General features: G+C 35.7%; 17 protein-coding genes and 2 tRNA genes. 14 read left to right on the forward strand and 5 right to left on the reverse strand.

Annotation, left to right across the window (positions count from 1 at the left end; translation table 11 throughout):
* Nucleotides 1-15: 15 nt before the first annotated feature.
* The 4 genes from proS (at nt 16) to rpsT (ending at nt 2,045) form a co-directional block, all read left to right on the forward strand.
* Entirely contained in the window at nt 16-1,494 is a 1,479-nt protein-coding gene (gene proS, locus G551_RS0113450) for a proline--tRNA ligase (protein WP_027886044.1), read from the forward strand.
* 81 nt (nt 1,495-1,575) lie between these two features.
* Nucleotides 1,576-1,647 (forward strand) — tRNA-Glu (locus tag G551_RS0113455).
* A gap of 43 nt (nt 1,648-1,690) precedes the next feature.
* A tRNA-Glu gene (locus G551_RS0113460) sits at nt 1,691-1,762 on the forward strand.
* Between the two features lie 34 nt (nt 1,763-1,796).
* Nucleotides 1,797-2,045 (forward strand): 30S ribosomal protein S20, encoded by a 249-nt coding sequence (gene rpsT / locus G551_RS0113465; RefSeq protein WP_027886045.1) that lies wholly within the window; start codon nt 1,797-1,799, stop codon nt 2,043-2,045.
* A gap of 189 nt (nt 2,046-2,234) precedes the next feature.
* Here the strand turns inward: rpsT and rho are convergent, their stop codons facing one another.
* Entirely contained in the window at nt 2,235-3,896 is a 1,662-nt protein-coding gene (gene rho, locus G551_RS0113470) for a transcription termination factor Rho (protein ID WP_027886046.1), read from the reverse strand.
* 198 nt (nt 3,897-4,094) lie between these two features.
* On the opposite strand from rho, the gene G551_RS0113475 reads away from it, so the two are divergent.
* Nucleotides 4,095-4,505 (forward strand): DUF4293 domain-containing protein, encoded by a 411-nt coding sequence (locus G551_RS0113475; RefSeq protein WP_027886047.1) that lies wholly within the window; start codon nt 4,095-4,097, stop codon nt 4,503-4,505.
* Nucleotides 4,506-4,570: 65 nt separating this feature from the next.
* Here the strand turns inward: G551_RS0113475 and G551_RS0113480 are convergent, their stop codons facing one another.
* Nucleotides 4,571-5,065, reverse strand: coding sequence for a metallophosphoesterase family protein (locus tag G551_RS0113480; protein WP_027886048.1), 495 nt, complete (start codon nt 5,063-5,065; stop codon nt 4,571-4,573).
* 71 nt (nt 5,066-5,136) lie between these two features.
* Here G551_RS0113480 and truA point away from each other — a divergent pair, with 71 nt between their 5' ends.
* Complete coding sequence (truA, locus tag G551_RS0113485) at nt 5,137-5,883, forward strand: tRNA pseudouridine(38-40) synthase TruA (protein ID WP_027886049.1); 747 nt, start codon at nt 5,137-5,139, stop codon at nt 5,881-5,883.
* Between the two features lies 1 nt (nt 5,884).
* Nucleotides 5,885-7,651: an ABC transporter ATP-binding protein gene (locus tag G551_RS0113490; protein ID WP_027886050.1), complete on the forward strand. Its 1,767-nt coding sequence runs from the start codon at nt 5,885-5,887 to the stop codon at nt 7,649-7,651.
* A gap of 429 nt (nt 7,652-8,080) precedes the next feature.
* Here the strand turns inward: G551_RS0113490 and G551_RS16985 are convergent, their stop codons facing one another.
* The 3 genes from G551_RS16985 to folP all read right to left on the reverse strand — a co-directional run bounded on the left by G551_RS16985 (nt 8,081) and on the right by folP (nt 10,048).
* Nucleotides 8,081-8,287 carry a DUF3667 domain-containing protein gene (locus tag G551_RS16985; RefSeq protein ID WP_084626426.1) on the reverse strand — a complete coding sequence of 69 codons (207 nt, stop codon included), beginning with the start codon at nt 8,285-8,287 and terminating at the stop codon, nt 8,081-8,083.
* 122 nt (nt 8,288-8,409) lie between these two features.
* A complete protein-coding gene (gene cdaA / locus G551_RS0113500) occupies nt 8,410-9,195 on the reverse strand; it encodes a diadenylate cyclase CdaA (protein ID WP_027886052.1) in 786 nt (261 codons plus the stop codon).
* Between the two features lie 28 nt (nt 9,196-9,223).
* The gene (folP, locus tag G551_RS0113505; RefSeq protein WP_027886053.1) at nt 9,224-10,048 is read right to left on the reverse strand and encodes a dihydropteroate synthase; all 825 of its coding nucleotides are present in this window, start codon (nt 10,046-10,048) and stop codon (nt 9,224-9,226) included.
* Between the two features lie 69 nt (nt 10,049-10,117).
* Here folP and G551_RS0113510 point away from each other — a divergent pair, with 69 nt between their 5' ends.
* The 7 genes from G551_RS0113510 to prmA all read left to right on the forward strand — a co-directional run bounded on the left by G551_RS0113510 (nt 10,118) and on the right by prmA (nt 15,199).
* Nucleotides 10,118-10,654, forward strand: coding sequence for a DUF1599 domain-containing protein (locus G551_RS0113510; protein ID WP_027886054.1), 537 nt, complete (start codon nt 10,118-10,120; stop codon nt 10,652-10,654).
* Between the two features lie 40 nt (nt 10,655-10,694).
* Nucleotides 10,695-11,042 (forward strand): four helix bundle protein, encoded by a 348-nt coding sequence (locus G551_RS0113515; protein WP_027886055.1) that lies wholly within the window; start codon nt 10,695-10,697, stop codon nt 11,040-11,042.
* 48 nt (nt 11,043-11,090) lie between these two features.
* Entirely contained in the window at nt 11,091-12,059 is a 969-nt protein-coding gene (locus tag G551_RS0113520; protein WP_027886056.1) for a BT_3928 family protein, read from the forward strand.
* 19 nt (nt 12,060-12,078) lie between these two features.
* Nucleotides 12,079-12,303, forward strand: a complete 225-nt coding sequence (locus tag G551_RS0113525) for a hypothetical protein (RefSeq protein ID WP_027886057.1) — start codon at nt 12,079-12,081, stop codon at nt 12,301-12,303.
* Nucleotides 12,304-12,308: 5 nt separating this feature from the next.
* Nucleotides 12,309-13,385 carry an ABC transporter permease gene (locus G551_RS0113530; protein WP_027886058.1) on the forward strand — a complete coding sequence of 359 codons (1,077 nt, stop codon included), beginning with the start codon at nt 12,309-12,311 and terminating at the stop codon, nt 13,383-13,385.
* Between the two features lie 25 nt (nt 13,386-13,410).
* Nucleotides 13,411-14,166: a triose-phosphate isomerase gene (tpiA, locus tag G551_RS0113535; RefSeq protein WP_027886059.1), complete on the forward strand. Its 756-nt coding sequence runs from the start codon at nt 13,411-13,413 to the stop codon at nt 14,164-14,166.
* A 199-nt stretch (nt 14,167-14,365) separates the two neighbouring features.
* Nucleotides 14,366-15,199: a 50S ribosomal protein L11 methyltransferase gene (prmA, locus tag G551_RS0113540; protein WP_027886060.1), complete on the forward strand. Its 834-nt coding sequence runs from the start codon at nt 14,366-14,368 to the stop codon at nt 15,197-15,199.
* Nucleotides 15,200-15,206: the final 7 nt, after the last annotated feature.

Consider the following 15,206-nt stretch of genomic DNA (forward strand, 5'->3'; position numbering starts at 1 on the left):
GCCAAATACCAGATAATGAGCAAAAAGCTAACGCCTAGAGAAAAAGATTATTCTAAATGGTATAACGAGTTGGTGATCGAAGCCAACTTAGCAGAAAATTCTGCCGTAAGAGGTTGTATGGTTATCAAACCTTATGGTTATTCGATTTGGGAAAAAATGCAAGCAGAATTAGATTCAAAATTTAAAGAAACAGGTCACGAAAATGCCTATTTCCCATTATTTGTGCCTAAAAGTCTTTTTGAAGCTGAAGAAAAAAATGCTGAAGGTTTTGCAAAAGAATGTGCGGTAGTCACGCATTATCGCTTAAAAACAGATCCGGAAGATGCGAGTAAGCTTATTGTAGATCCAGACGCGAAGTTAGAAGAGGAGTTGGTTGTAAGACCAACTTCAGAAGCAATTATCTGGAATACTTATAAAGGCTGGATCCAATCTTATAGAGATTTGCCAATTCTTATCAATCAATGGGCAAATGTAGTTCGTTGGGAAATGAGAACACGTTTGTTTTTAAGAACTGCTGAATTTTTATGGCAAGAAGGGCATACCGCTCATGCTACGAAAGAAGAAGCTCTAGCAGAAACTGAACAGATGAATAATATCTATGCAGAATTTGCTGAAAACTTTATGGCAATCCCGGTAATTAAAGGAAGAAAAACCGATAGCGAACGTTTTGCCGGAGCAGAAGAAACTTATTGTATTGAAGCGCTAATGCAAGACGGGAAAGCTTTACAGGCAGGAACATCACATTTCTTAGGTCAAAATTTTGCGAAAGCTTTTGATGTGAAGTTTGCTTCCAAGGAAGGAGATTTAAAACACGTTTGGGCAACCAGTTGGGGAGTTTCTACCCGATTAATGGGTGCGCTTATCATGACGCATAGTGATGATAAAGGTTTAGTGTTACCGCCAAAACTTGCGCCGGTTCAGGTAGTGATTGTGCCAATCTATAAAGGAGAAGAGCAGTTAAATCAAATTTCTGAAGTCGCTAATCAATTAGTGAAAGATTTAAGAGCAGTTGGCGTTTCTGTGAAATTCGATAATCGTGATACACACAAACCAGGATGGAAATTTGCACAGTACGAATTACAAGGTGTTCCGGTAAGATTGGCAATTGGTCCTAAAGATCTAGAAAAGGGAACGGTTGAGTTAGCTCGAAGAGATACCCTAACCAAAGAATTTGTAGAGCGAGATAGCGTTGTTGAAAAAATACAAGACTTAATGGTTGAAATTCAAGATCATTTATTTGGGAAGGCAAAAGCATATCGTGATAATCATATTACAGAAGTAGAAACCTTCGATGAGTTTAAAGAGGTTTTAAAGGTAAAAGGCGGATTTATTTCAGCACATTGGGATGGAACTCCAGAAACTGAAAATAAGATCAAAGAATTAACCAAAGCAACGATTAGATGTATTCCTTTTGAAGGAAAAAAAGAAGAAGGGAAATGTGTGTTAACTGGCGAAAAATCTAGTCAGCGAGTGTTGTTTGCAAAAGCCTATTAAAAAAATCTAAAAAAAAATTAATTAATTGTTTGTGGCATTCAAAATAAGTTTTATTTTTGCATCCGCATTTTAGCAATTAATGGTCCGTTCGTCTAGGGGTTAGGACGCCAGGTTTTCATCCTGGTAACAGGGGTTCGATTCCCCTACGGACTACGAAAGATTTCAGAGTGAAGTCTAATTTGAAATAATGAATTATGGTCCGTTCGTCTAGGGGTTAGGACGCCAGGTTTTCATCCTGGTAACAGGGGTTCGATTCCCCTACGGACTACTATTTTTAGAAATTAAGAAATAAACAAAGGGTTATGGCAAATCATAAGTCGGCATTAAAAAGAATTAGAAACAGTGAGGTAAAGCGTTTAAGAAACCGTTACCAGCACAAGACTACACGTAATGCCATTAAAAAATTGAAAGGTGCAGAGAAGAAGGAAGCTGAAACTATGTTGCCTGGTGTAGTTTCTATGATCGACAAATTAGCAAAGAATAATATTATTCACGCTAATAAAGCATCGAACTTAAAATCAAAATTGACTAAGCACGTAGCTGCTCTTTAAGAGTAACTCGTAGTATTAGTGTTCAAAATAATGAGCTCCTTTTATAAGGGGCTTTTTTTGTTGACTTTTATTAAGGTTTAGGTGAATTATTGAATCGAATCATTCATTAATTTAGATTCTGTTTTATAAAAAAAATATAAAAAAAAGCGATACAGATCTGTATCGCTTTTTTGTTATTGTTATTTGGTTTTAACCATTCATAGAGATTAAAAACTCTTCGTTATTCTTAGTTTGCTTAATTCTCTCGCTCATAAACTCCATCGCTTCAACAGGATTCATATCGGCAAGATATTTACGCATTACCCACATTCTTTGTACAGTGTTTTCATCGAGTAATAGATCATCTCTTCTTGTACTAGATGAAGTAAGGTCGATCGCAGGGAAGATTCTTCTGTTAGCGATCTTACGATCTAACTGAAGCTCCATGTTCCCGGTTCCTTTAAATTCTTCAAAAATCACTTCATCCATTTTAGAACCGGTATCGGTTAATGCTGTTGCGATGATTGAAAGTGAACCGCCGCCTTCAATATTTCTTGCGGCACCAAAGAAACGTTTTGGTTTGTGTAAAGCGTTAGCGTCTACACCACCACTTAAAACTTTTCCACTGGCAGGTTGTACGGTGTTGTATGCTCTGGCTAAACGAGTGATCGAATCTAAAAGGATCACTACATCGTGACCACATTCTACCAAGCGTTTTGCTTTTTCTAATACAATATTCGCAACTCTTACGTGTTCATGTGCTTCTTTATCGAATGTAGAAGCAACCACTTCACCTTTTACATTACGTTGCATATCGGTAACCTCTTCAGGGCGTTCATCGATTAAAAGAACGATCTGGTAAACTTCCGGATGGTTTGCAGCAATTGCGTTAGCAACGTCTTTAAGTAGCATCGTCTTACCGGTCTTTGGTTGCGATACGATCATACCACGTTGTCCTTTTCCGATAGGAGAAAATAAATCAATAATTCTTGTCGAAATCGTACTCTGTCTTTCTGCTAAGTTAAATTTCTCTTGCGGAAATAACGGTGTAAGATGTTCAAAAGAAACACGGTCTCTTACCACTTGTGGGTCTAAGCCGTTTATCTTGTTAATTTTGATTAATGGAAAATATTTTTCACCTTCTTTTGGAGGTCTAACTTGACCTAAAACAGTATCTCCGGTCTTTAAACCAAATAATCTAATCTGAGATTGTGATAAATAAATATCATCTGGAGATGAAAGGTAATTGTAGTCTGAAGATCTTAAGAAACCATAGCCATCTTGCATGATATCTAAAACACCTTCACTTTCAATAATTGCATCAAACTCATAATCGGGCTCTTTGTAGCGATTTCTGTTGTCGCGATTCCCGTTATTTTTAGAATTATTATTGTTGTTGTTGTTCTGGTGATTGTTACTTCTTGACTTTGAGTTAGACTTATTATTGTCTTTTTTATTTTCTACTGAAGAAGATTTTTTCTCTTTAGGAGCATTTTTTGCAGGTTTGCTTACTTTTTGTGAGTCAGCAGTCTTATTTTCTGTAGGTTCTGCTTTCTTCCTTTTCGGTTCAGCTTTTTTAGGAGCTTCAGATTTCTCGCTCTTTTCAGGCGGTTTGCTTACCGCTCCAGGAATAGTTCTGGTTCTTTTAGTGCGAGGTCGTTTGTTGTCTGTTTTTTCTGGAGTTTCTTTGCTCGAGTTCGAGTCTTCAGTAAGTGCTTCTTGCGCTTTTTTAGGATTTGCAGCTTGGTAATCTAAAATTTGGTAAACTAGATCTAATTTCTTTAAAGTCCTGTATTTTGGTACGTTTAAAGTTTTAGCAATCTCCTGAAGCTCTGGGAGTTTCTTTGCCTTTAATTCTGAAATTTCTAACATTTATTCAAAAATATATAAAAGTTGTTTTTTATAGGGTTTGTTTTTTTCTTTCTAACGAAGAATAAAAAAATGAAGTTGTAAGTAACCTTTATTGAAGTGGTTACGAATTGTATATGCAATTATACAACTTTATTTTAATTTTTAAAGTGCTATTTTAAAAAGAATCTTTTATTTTTGTTTTCAGTTTTTGAAAAAATTATGATTCAAAGAATACAAAGTATATATTTATTATTGGTAGTTTTGTTGAGCGCAGTAGGTGTTTTTTTATTACCTCTATGGTATAAAGAAGATGGTTCGGCTGTGTTGGCTTTAGATCAATTAACGACTTTGGCATTTTTTGGGGTGAGTGCGGTTTTAGCCTTGATCACCATTTTTTTATTTAAAAATAGAAAGCTTCAATTTGTATTGGGGCGTTTAAATATAATATTAAACTTTATTTTACTAGGATTTTTTGTTTACTGGTCGCAAGCGCTACCTGGAGAAATGCAAATTTCAGAGAAAGGTATTGGGATGCTAACTCCGGTGCTTTCTATCGTTTTTTTAGTGTTGGCCAATAAGGCCGTTAAAAAGGATGAAGCTCTCGTAAAATCTGCAGACCGTTTACGATAAACCTAACATCTTAGTAGTATTAGTGCGTAAAAACCCAAAAGCTTTGTCTTTTGGGTTTTTTAGTTTTAGCGTTTTCCTAATTCAATCACTTCTAGGTTGTCTATTTTTTTACCATCGATGGTAAATCGTAACATCGTACGAACCTGATGAAAACCGTGTTTACCGCAAGCTCCGGGGTTCATATGTAATAGTCCTAACTTTTTATCGTGCATTACTTTTAAGATATGCGAGTGACCGCTAATAAATAACTGCGGAGGTTTTTGCTGAATTTCTTCTCTAATAGCCTGCGAGTATTTTCCTGGGTAACCGCCAATATGAGTAATAAGCACTTCAACTTCTTCACAATAAAAACGATTCACTAATGGGAATTCTTTTCTTGCTTTGTGATTGTCAATATTACCAAAGACTGCTTTTAATGGAGCTTTTTCTGCTAAGGCATCGCTAACTTTTAAGTCGCCAATATCGCCGGCGTGCCAAATTTCATCGGCAGCTTCAGCATAAGATAAAATTCGATCATCAATATAACTATGGTTGTCGCTAAGGAGAAGTATTTTTTTCAAAATGAATTAAAAGGGTTTCGTTACTTAGAAATTTTTGTTTAAGTATCTTTGCCGAGCAAAAATAAGAAACCTTGAGGTATTTTATAGATTTAGCTTACGATGGTTCTGCATTTCACGGTTGGCAAATACAACCCAATGCTATTTCTGTACAAGAAATTCTCGAGAAAGCATTGTCGATAGCTTTTCAGCAAAATATTGCGGTGGTTGGCGCCGGACGTACCGATGCCGGTGTTCACGCCAAACAGCTTATTGCACATGTTGATGTTGAAGATAAAATTAATGAAGCGCAACTTCAGTTTAAACTGAATACCTTGTTACCCGATGAAGTGGCGATCAATTCCATCTATCAGGTTCAAGAAGAAGCGCACGCTCGTTTTGATGCGGTGGCGAGACAATATAAATATTACGTAAGTACGAGCAAAGACCCTTTTAGTAGAGATTATTCGTATTACATCAAGAAAAGTTTAGATATCGATAAGATGAATGAAGCTGCGAAGATCTTATACGATTACAAAGATTTTAAATGCTTTTCAAAGTCTAAAACCGATGTTTTTACGTACAATTGCGACATTAGTTTTGCAGCGTGGGAGCAAAAAGAAAATTTGTTGGTTTTTACCATTAAAGCCGACAGATTTCTGAGAAATATGGTGCGTGCCATTGTAGGAACACTTCTCGAAATTGGTTTGCATAAGCTCGATGTTGAAGATTTACACCATATCATAAAAAGTAGAAACCGTAGCGAAGCAGGAAAATCTGTCGATGCAAAAGGTTTATTTTTAACCCAAGTAGAATACCCTAATTCGATTTTAATAAAGTAATATGGCTGGCAAGAGCGGTAATGCATTCGATTTTGATTTATTTAAAAGGTTACTAAGGTATACCCAACCTTATAAACTAACTTTTTATTTTGTAGCCATTGCTGCGATCTTACTTTCTGGTTTTGCGGTGGCAAGACCTTACCTTACCAAATTAACGATTGATGAAAGTATTGTGCCCAAAGATGGTGGCAATCTGCTATTATATGTGGGCTTAATGATCGGTGCTTTAGTTTTAGAAGTAATTTGTCAATTCAGTTTTATCTTTTTTGCTAACTGGTTAGGGCAACAGGTAGTAAGAGATATTCGGGTGAATTTATTCGAACATATGCTTAATTTTAAAAAGCAATATTACGATAAATCGGCAGTAGGAAGATTAGTGACGCGCGCCGTAAGTGATATAGAAACAATTGCCAGTATATTTAGTCAGGGCTTGTTTATGATCATTAGTGATTTGCTAAAAATGTTGGTGGTGTTAGGCGTGATGTTTTTTATGAGTTGGAAGCTTACGCTACTTGTTTTAGCAGTTTTACCTTTTATTTTGTACGCCACACGCGTATTTCAGAAAAAAATGAAAGTCGCTTTTGAAGAAGTTCGAACACAAGTTTCTAATCTAAATTCTTTTGTGCAAGAGCGAATCACGGGTATGAAAATCGTTCAAATTTTTGGTCGTGAAGAAACCGAATACGAACGTTTTAAAGATATAAACGATAAACACAGAAATGCTTGGGTAAGAACCGTTTGGTATAACTCTATCTTTTTTCCGATTGCAGAAATTTCTTCTTCGATCACCATCGGACTTATTGTGTGGTTTGGTGGTTTACGCGTGGTAGAAAGCAATACGCTTTCGCTAGGTGTAATTATAATGTTTATTGAATTAGCACAAATGCTTTTTAGACCGCTTCGTCAAATTGCCGATAAATTTAATACCCTACAAATGGGAATGGTCGCTGCAAATCGTGTCTTCGGAATTTTAGATACCGAATCGACTATTGAAAACAATGGAACCAAAGAAGCGAAAAATTTAGTAGGAGAAATTCAGTTTAAGGATGTTCGCTTCAGCTATATTGAAAATGAAGAAGTTTTAAAAGGAATTTCTTTTGAAGTGAAAGCCGGAGAAACCATTGCGATCGTGGGAGCAACAGGTGCCGGAAAAAGTACGATTATTAACCTATTAAGCAGATTTTACGAAATTGACAGCGGAAGCATTTCCGTAGATAATATCAATATCAAAGATTTTACGTTAAAATCTCTTCGTAATGAAATTGCCGTCGTATTGCAAGATGTGTTCTTATTTGCCGATACAATTATGAGCAATATCACCCTGAATAATGAAAATATTACCGAAGCAGAAGTAATCGAAGCCGCGAAACAAATTGGTGTAAATAAGTTTATTGAAACTTTACCTAACGGTTATTATTACAATGTGAAAGAGCGTGGAGTGATGTTATCTTCCGGTCAGCGACAGCTTATTGCGTTTTTAAGAGCTTATGTGAGCAACCCGAGTATTTTGGTGTTAGATGAAGCTACTTCTTCTGTCGATAGTTATAGCGAGCAACTTATACAAGAAGCAACCGATAAAATCACTAAAGGAAGAACTTCGATCGTGATCGCACACCGCTTGGCAACTGTAAAAAAAGCCGATAAAATTATAGTGATGGATGCCGGTAAAATCGTAGAGATTGGTAATCATCAGCAATTACTTCAGCAAGAAAACGGTTATTACCGTAATCTTTATGAAGTACAGTTTATGCAAGAAGAAGAGGCTTAATTCTTCAATTAATTTAAATTTTCAAAAGCACCAGACTGGTATAAATAAAATGCCCATAGAACGCTGCCTGCTATAAAAGTTATAGTTAGTATGAGAAAGAAAAGTAGTGTTCCTATCATCGTTTCCTTCATATTTATGGCAAATAGTTTTTTGTAGGTAATCATTGTATAAACAATAAGAAGAATATTTAAGAGGTTACCAATCAAATAAAAATTGAGACCCAATGCGCTCGATAAAATGATAAGTAGGGTAGAAGTAATGGTAAATTGTCCTACCACGTAAGCCATAATTACCAAGTGCTCGACATAGTTGAATTTTTTCTGTCGGAAAAAAGAAATCTTAGCAATAAAAGCGCTAATTGGTATATTTAAGAAAAAGAAGAGCGTTTGATAATCAAAGAACCAATCCGTATTCATCGGATTGTATTCACTACCTTGAATTTGCGAAATATCTAAAGTTTCCGGATAAAAGTTTTTTAGTATAAAAACCTGCCAATGTTAAAGCGATGGTGATGTAGCTTACTACATTTAAATATTTTTTTCGAACTCCATTTATATAATCGCCTATAACAAAATGAGGTTGCGTAAATAAGTGAGCGTAGGTTTTTAAAAAGGTATTGTCGTAATTGAGAAAAATTGTACTAAACTCACCTCAAGCGTGCTTAAAAGTTAATCGTCTATTAATTATTTTAGCACCACATTCATGGCAATAATGGTCAGTTACCTTTAGTGAAATCTGGCAATTCTTGCAATTCATTTTTATTTTAGATCGGCATTTAATTTTTTACCTAATTCTTCATAGGTATCAAATATTTCAAAAGAACCGTTTTTAATGTACGAGGTTTGTCCGGTTTCTTCACTTACCACCAACGCAAGGGCATCGGTTTTTTCAGTGATTCCAACGGCGGCACGGTGTCTAAGTCCAAAACGAAGCGGGATACTTCTATCGTTAGAAACCGGTAAAATTACCCGAGTTGCCGTAATTTTATTGTCTTCAATCACCATCGCGCCATCGTGTAAAGTACTGTTTTTATAAAAAATAGATTCGATAATGGGTTGGTTTAGTTCAATATCCATCACGTCTCCAGATGTTTTTACAAAATCGAGTTGGGTGTTTCTTCGAATAACAATTAATGCTCCGGTATTGGTTTTTCCCATACTTTCGCAAGCCTTTACGATCGCATTGATATTGGTTGAAATCTCTTGCTCATCGTCACGCATAAATTTTAACTGACGTAAAAAATTGCGTTTATTCCCGAAATGGGTAGAACCTACCATTAAAAGAAACTTTCTAATTTCTTGCTGAAAGACTACAATTAATGCAAACATTCCTGCACCAATAAATTGCCCGAGTATGCTACTTAACATTTCCATTTTTAGAAGCTGGGTGAGTTTCCAGGCGAGGTAAACGATCACGATTCCAATAAAAATATTAATAGCAGCGCTACCCTTTACGAGCTTGTAAATGTAGTAAAGCAATACGGCTACAAGCACAATATCGATGACATCTAAAATTCGTAAGTCTAAAAAATCAAGAGATTCCAAAAGCGTCTTTTTTGTAAATGTACTAAAATTAGTTTTTAAGTTGTTCGTATAATTTTACACATTCTACGGCTTCTTTTACATCGTGAACTCTCAAGATTTTAGTGCCGGCAAGTAGCGAAACGGTGTTTAGAAAGGTAGTTCCGTTGAGTGCTTCTTGGGGTTGAAGATCTAAGGTTTTATAAATCATCGATTTTCGAGAAATACCGACAAGCATTGGTAATTCTAGCGCATTTAATTCACTTAAATGATTCATCAATTCAAAATTTTGTGCAGTGTCTTTAGCAAAACCAAATCCGGGATCTATAATAATATCATTCAGCTTTAATTCACGTAGTTGAGCAACTTTTTCAGAAAAATAAAAAATGATCTCTTGTAGCATATGCTGGTAGCTATTTTCATTTTTCATGGTTTGCGGTGTTCCTTTCATATGCATTAAAATATAAGGAACTTGAAGATTTGCCACGGTTTCGAACATTTGTTCATCTAAACTTCCGCCGGAAATATCGTTGATAATCGCTGCTCCGGTATTTACGGTTTCTTGTGCAACTTTACTTCTAAAGGTATCGATGGAAAGTAAAATTTCAGGAAATTCTTTCACTAATAATTCAATGATCGGTACAATTCGATTTAACTCTTCTTCTTCAGTAATATGTTGAGCATCGGGACGAGAACTGTATGCGCCAACATCGATAAAAGTAGCGCCTTCTTTCAGCATTCTTTCAGTTTGTTCTAAAACAGTTTTCGGAGTTGAATATCTTCCGCCGTCATAAAAAGAATCGGGGGTTAAGTTTAAAATTCCCATTACTTTGGGAGTGGTAAGATCTAAAAGTTGCCCTTTGCAGTTGATATTCATCGAGAATTTTGAATTAAATTTGGTGTAACTTAAAATTTCTCCGAAATTTACGCAAAATACAGCGTTTCTATGCAAAATACCTCTACGCAATACGATGCGATCATTGAAAAGTGTCGTGATTTGTTTTTAAAAAAGATGAAAGATTATGGTTGTGCTTGGCGAATTTTACGTTTGCCATCGTTAACCGATCAAATTTTTATTAAAGCACAACGTATTCGTGGACTTCAGGAAAACGCTGAACGTAAAGTAGATGAAGGAGAAGTGCCGGAGTTTATCGGGATTATTAATTATTCGATCATGGCGTTAATTCAGCTAGAAAAAGGAGTGGTCGAGCAACCCGATTTGGGAGAAGAAGAAGCCACACAGCTTTACGATAAAATGGTAGCAGCAACCAAGAAACTCATGGAAAATAAAAACCATGATTATGGGGAAGCTTGGCGCGATATGCGAGTAAGTTCACTTACAGATTTAATTTTGCAAAAGTTACTTCGCGTAAAACAGATTGAAGACAATAAAGGAAAAACTTTAGTAAGTGAAGGTATCGATGCTAATTATCAAGATATGATCAATTACTCGATTTTTGCACTTATTTTATTAGAGAATTAATAACAAAAACCAAAAGACAAAATCCAAATTCCATTTCATTTTGAGTAAAAGTTACGATTTAGAAGATAGAACTTTTCAGTTTGCTAAAAACTGTAGAGCTTTAATAAAATCTTTAAAATCGACACTTTCAAATATAGAAGACGTAAAACAATTAATTAGGTCTTCGGGTTCTGTGGGGCCAAATTATATAGAGGCAAATGAAAAGTTGGGGCAAAAAGATTTAATCTTTAGATTGAAGATTGCAAGAAAAGAAGCTAAAGAATCTTTATTTTGGTTAAAGCTATTAAAAGAATTTAATCAAGAATTTGCTGAAATAGATGAATTAATTAAAGAGTCTGTAGAGTTACGTAAAATACTTTCTTCAATAATTAATAAAGTTCAGGCGTAAATAATAGTTTGGAATTTGTATTTTAAAATTTGGAATTTAACATAGAATATGAAAGCAATAGTAGGCATCGCAAGAATATTTGTAGGTATATTTTTTATCATTAGTGGTTTTATTAAAATGAATGATCCGGTAGGGTTTTCATATAAACTGCAAGAATATTTTGGAGAAGACGTTTTAAACTTACCTTTTTTACAACCATTTGCTTTAGGGATCGCTGTTTTTGTAGTGATCTATGAGTTGCTTTTGGGAGTGATGCTCATTTTGGGTTATCGCAAAAAGTTTACGATGTGGAGTTTATTGTTAATGATTATTTTCTTCACTTTCCTTACGTTCTATTCGGCTTACTTTAATAAAGTGACCGATTGTGGTTGTTTTGGTGATGCCTTGCCTTTAACACCGTGGCAATCGTTTTGGAAAGATGTGGTGTTACTCGTTTTAATTTTACTCATCTTTATAAAAGGAAAATATTTTAAACCTTTGTTTGAGCCTTCTTCTGCTAATAAATGGATTGTCTTTTTAGTCTTTATCGGTTGTTTAGGTTTTACCTATCACGTACTCATGCATCTGCCGGCGATCGATTTTAGAGCTTATAAAGAAGGTACGGTAATTCGAGAAGGAATGCAGCCTAAAGAAGGAGAGATCATTCCGCCGATCCATGATTTTGGTTTTTATAATCGTGAAGGAGACGACACCGACGAAATTTTAGAGGAAGAAAAAGTATTATTAGTCGTGGCTTACAACCTTTCAAAATCTGAAAATCAAGGCTGGTCAAAAATAAAGTCTGCTGTGCAAAAAGCAGAAAAAAAAGGTTATCGAGTAGTGGCTTTATCAGCTTCCGGACCTACCGAGACTAATCAAGTTAAAGAAACTTACGGCTTTAATTTTCCTTTCTATTTTACCGATGAAACGGCTATAAAAACCATTGTGCGTTCTAATCCGGGATTAGTGACCATTGAAGATGGAGTAATTATTCAGAAAGTGCATTATAACGATGCAGACGATTTAGAGTTGAAATAATTAAAGTGAAAATATCAAGATGAAAAAAGCACTTCCATACCTACTTCAAATTCTCTGTTTTATTGCGTTAGCATTGCCGGTAATGCTGTTTGCGGAATTTGTTTTACACATAGATTTAGCTTCTTGGCATATTGCCATCATTGCGGCACTCATTACGTTGATTGCCCCACAATTTAAAAATGTCGAAACACCATCCGGTACAAAACTACAGGTAAAATGGAGGTTCAATTCGGCTAGAAAATAACGTATTTGCTCAGTTATATCTTAAATAAAATCGGTTATGCCATACTCACTTTATTTGGAGTAACCACGGTTATATTTTTTCTTTTTAATGTCTTACCGGGCGATCCTGCCCAAATGATGTTGGGACAAAACGAAAGTGAGGAGCAACTGCAAGCCGTTCGAGCAAAGTATGGTTTCGATCAGCCATTATCAACACAATATTTTTATTACTTAAATGATCTTTCACCCATATCATTTCATTCTACTCAAAAAGAAGATTACACATATTTAGCAGAAGAAAAATATCATGCCGCAGTTCTTTTTAGTTTAAATGAAACGGATGTCGCTTTAAAAACACCATATTTGCGAGAATCTTTTCAGAAAAACGGACAAAAAGTATCGAGTGTTATTGCCGAAACTTTGCCCAATACATTTGTCTTGGCAGTTTCAGCCATCGTAATTGCTTTGCTAATTGGTATCTTCTTCGGAATCATTTCAGCCTTAAAAAAAGATTCAGCTTTAGATAAAACTATTCAGGTATTGAGCACTTTAGGGATGAGCGTTCCTTCATTTTTTAGCGCCATTCTTTTTGCTTGGTTGTTTGGTTATGTGTTGCACGAATACACGCATTTAAATATGACCGGAAGTTTATATGAGCTCGACGATTTTGGAGAACAAAATCAACTTCAGTTTAAAAATTTAATTTTACCGGCTTTAGTTTTAGGGATTAGACCTTTAGCCGTCGTTATTCAATTAATGCGAAATTCTTTGCTGGAAGTCTTGCAGCAAGATTACATTAGAACCGCCAGAGCAAAAGGACTTTCTTCCGCACAAATTATTAGAAAACACGCTTTAAAAAATGCATTGAATCCGGTGGTCACCGCAATTTCCGGTTGGTTTGCTTCGATGTTAGCAGGAGCCGTTTTTGTAGAATATATTTTCGGTTGGAATGGCTTAGGGAAAGAAATTGTAGATGCTTTAAATACCTTAGATTTACCGATAATTATGGGTGCGGTGTTAATCATTGCGCTTATGTTCATATTAATCAATATTTTTGTAGATATTATTTATGGGTGGTTAGACCCAAAAATCACTAACACTTAAAATTCAAACCAAAACAAACACGATAATGAGAGAAAAAATTGTAGCCGGAAACTGGAAAATGAACTGCGACCTAGCAGAAATGGAAGAACTTTTAGGCGGACTTAAAAATAAAGCAGAAAGCATCCCAAGCGATGTGAAATTAATGGTAGCGCCGTCGTTTACCAATTTATACCCTGCATTTCAATCGACTAAAGAAACGCCGATCACGGTTGTTGCTCAAAATATGCACCAGAACGAAAACGGAGCTTTTACAGGAGAAGTTTCTCCGAGTATGTTAAAAAGCGTTGGCGTAGAAACTGTCATTCTTGGGCATAGCGAGCGTCGTTCTATCTTTCACGAAAGCGATGAGCTGTTAGCAGAAAAAGTAAATACTGCTCTAAAACACGATATGAAAGTGATTTTTTGCTTCGGTGAGGAGTTAAAAGATCGTAAAGCAGACAAGCATTTTGAAGTGGTAAAAGAGCAATTACAAAACGGACTTTTTCACATTGAAGCCAGCGCTTGGAAAAATATCGTATTAGCTTACGAACCGGTTTGGGCGATTGGTACAGGAGAAACCGCTTCACCAGAGCAAGCGCAAGAAATGCATGCAGAAATTAGAAAAATGATTGCAGAAGCCTTCAACCAAGAAATCGCCGATCAAGTGGCTATACTTTACGGAGGTAGTGTAAAGCCTGCAAATGCGAAAGAAATTTTTGCTAAGCCAGACGTAGACGGAGGTTTAATTGGTGGAGCTTCTTTAAAAGCAGACGACTTTTTAGCGATCGCTAATTCTTACTAAACTATTCTGGGCGCAACCCTAGCGGGTCGGGCTGTACGTTATATCTTTTTCAACTTCCTGCGCATGCAGGAATCTAAAAAAGGATGTCACTTCCATCCCTTGCGCAAAAAATAGCAAAAGCTTTACTTTATTTAAGTGAGGCTTTTTTCGTATTTAAAATTTAGTATTCCGTACTTTTGCAGCAAATTATTTAAAGAGTATGAATCCATCGTATAAAGGCTTTTATTTTACAGTAGAGCCCATACAACCCGCCACCGAAATTCTTATTGCCGAATTAGGAGAGTTAGGCTTCGAAAGTTTTGTAGAAACAGAAACCGGTTTGCAAGCTTTTATTATTGCTGAAGATTTTCAAGAAAATATGTTAGACGAAGTTCAGATCTTGACTTCCGAAGAATTCGAGATCACTTACACTTCAGAAGATATAGAACAAGTGAATTGGAATGAAGAATGGGAGAAAAACTTTTCACCGATCATCGTCGATGAGCTTTGCCAAGTTCGCGCGCCTTTTCATCCAAAATTAGAAACTGAATTTGATATAGTGATCGAACCTAAAATGTCTTTTGGTACCGGGCATCACGCGACCACGCATATGATGATTCAGCATATTTTGAAAGAAAACTGGCACGATCAAAAAGTATTAGATATGGGTTGTGGTACCGGAGTTTTAGCCATTTTAGCCGAAATGAAAGGAGCAAAACCCCTCGATGCGATCGATATTGATAATTGGTGTTACCTAAATACTATTGAAAATATTGAAAGAAATAATTGTGAAAACATCACCGCTTATGAAGGTGATGCGACTTTGCTAGAGGGTAAAAATTACGATGCGATTATAGCAAACATCAATCGCAACATTTTGTTAAACGATATGGCAACCTATGTCAATTGCCTAAATGCTAACGGAAAATTATTTTTAAGTGGTTTTTATCAAGAAGATTTAAAAATTATTCAAGAATCTTGTGAAAATCTAGGATTAACTTACGAAAGTCACTTAGAACGAGAAGGTTGGATTGCAGCGAAATTTGTTAAATAATTTATTT

The sequence above is a fragment of the Mesonia mobilis DSM 19841 genome, assembly GCF_000423405.1.
GTDB lineage: Bacteria > Bacteroidota > Bacteroidia > Flavobacteriales > Flavobacteriaceae > Mesonia > Mesonia mobilis.

Coding starts and splice junctions, on each gene's coding strand:
- G551_RS0113475 (WP_027886047.1), top strand. CDS start 4,095: ATGATTCAAAGAATACAAAGTATATATTTATTATTGGTAGTTTTGTTG.
- tpiA (WP_027886059.1), top strand. CDS start 13,411: ATGAGAGAAAAAATTGTAGCCGGAAACTGGAAAATGAACTGCGACCTA.
- proS (WP_027886044.1), top strand. CDS start 16: ATGAGCAAAAAGCTAACGCCTAGAGAAAAAGATTATTCTAAATGGTAT.
- folP (WP_027886053.1), bottom strand. CDS start 10,048: ATGAATATCAACTGCAAAGGGCAACTTTTAGATCTTACCACTCCCAAA.
- G551_RS0113520 (WP_027886056.1), top strand. CDS start 11,091: ATGAAAGCAATAGTAGGCATCGCAAGAATATTTGTAGGTATATTTTTT.
- G551_RS0113510 (WP_027886054.1), top strand. CDS start 10,118: ATGCAAAATACCTCTACGCAATACGATGCGATCATTGAAAAGTGTCGT.
- prmA (WP_027886060.1), top strand. CDS start 14,366: ATGAATCCATCGTATAAAGGCTTTTATTTTACAGTAGAGCCCATACAA.
- rpsT (WP_027886045.1), top strand. CDS start 1,797: ATGGCAAATCATAAGTCGGCATTAAAAAGAATTAGAAACAGTGAGGTA.
- rho (WP_027886046.1), bottom strand. CDS start 3,896: ATGTTAGAAATTTCAGAATTAAAGGCAAAGAAACTCCCAGAGCTTCAG.
- G551_RS0113525 (WP_027886057.1), top strand. CDS start 12,079: ATGAAAAAAGCACTTCCATACCTACTTCAAATTCTCTGTTTTATTGCG.
- G551_RS0113490 (WP_027886050.1), top strand. CDS start 5,885: ATGGCTGGCAAGAGCGGTAATGCATTCGATTTTGATTTATTTAAAAGG.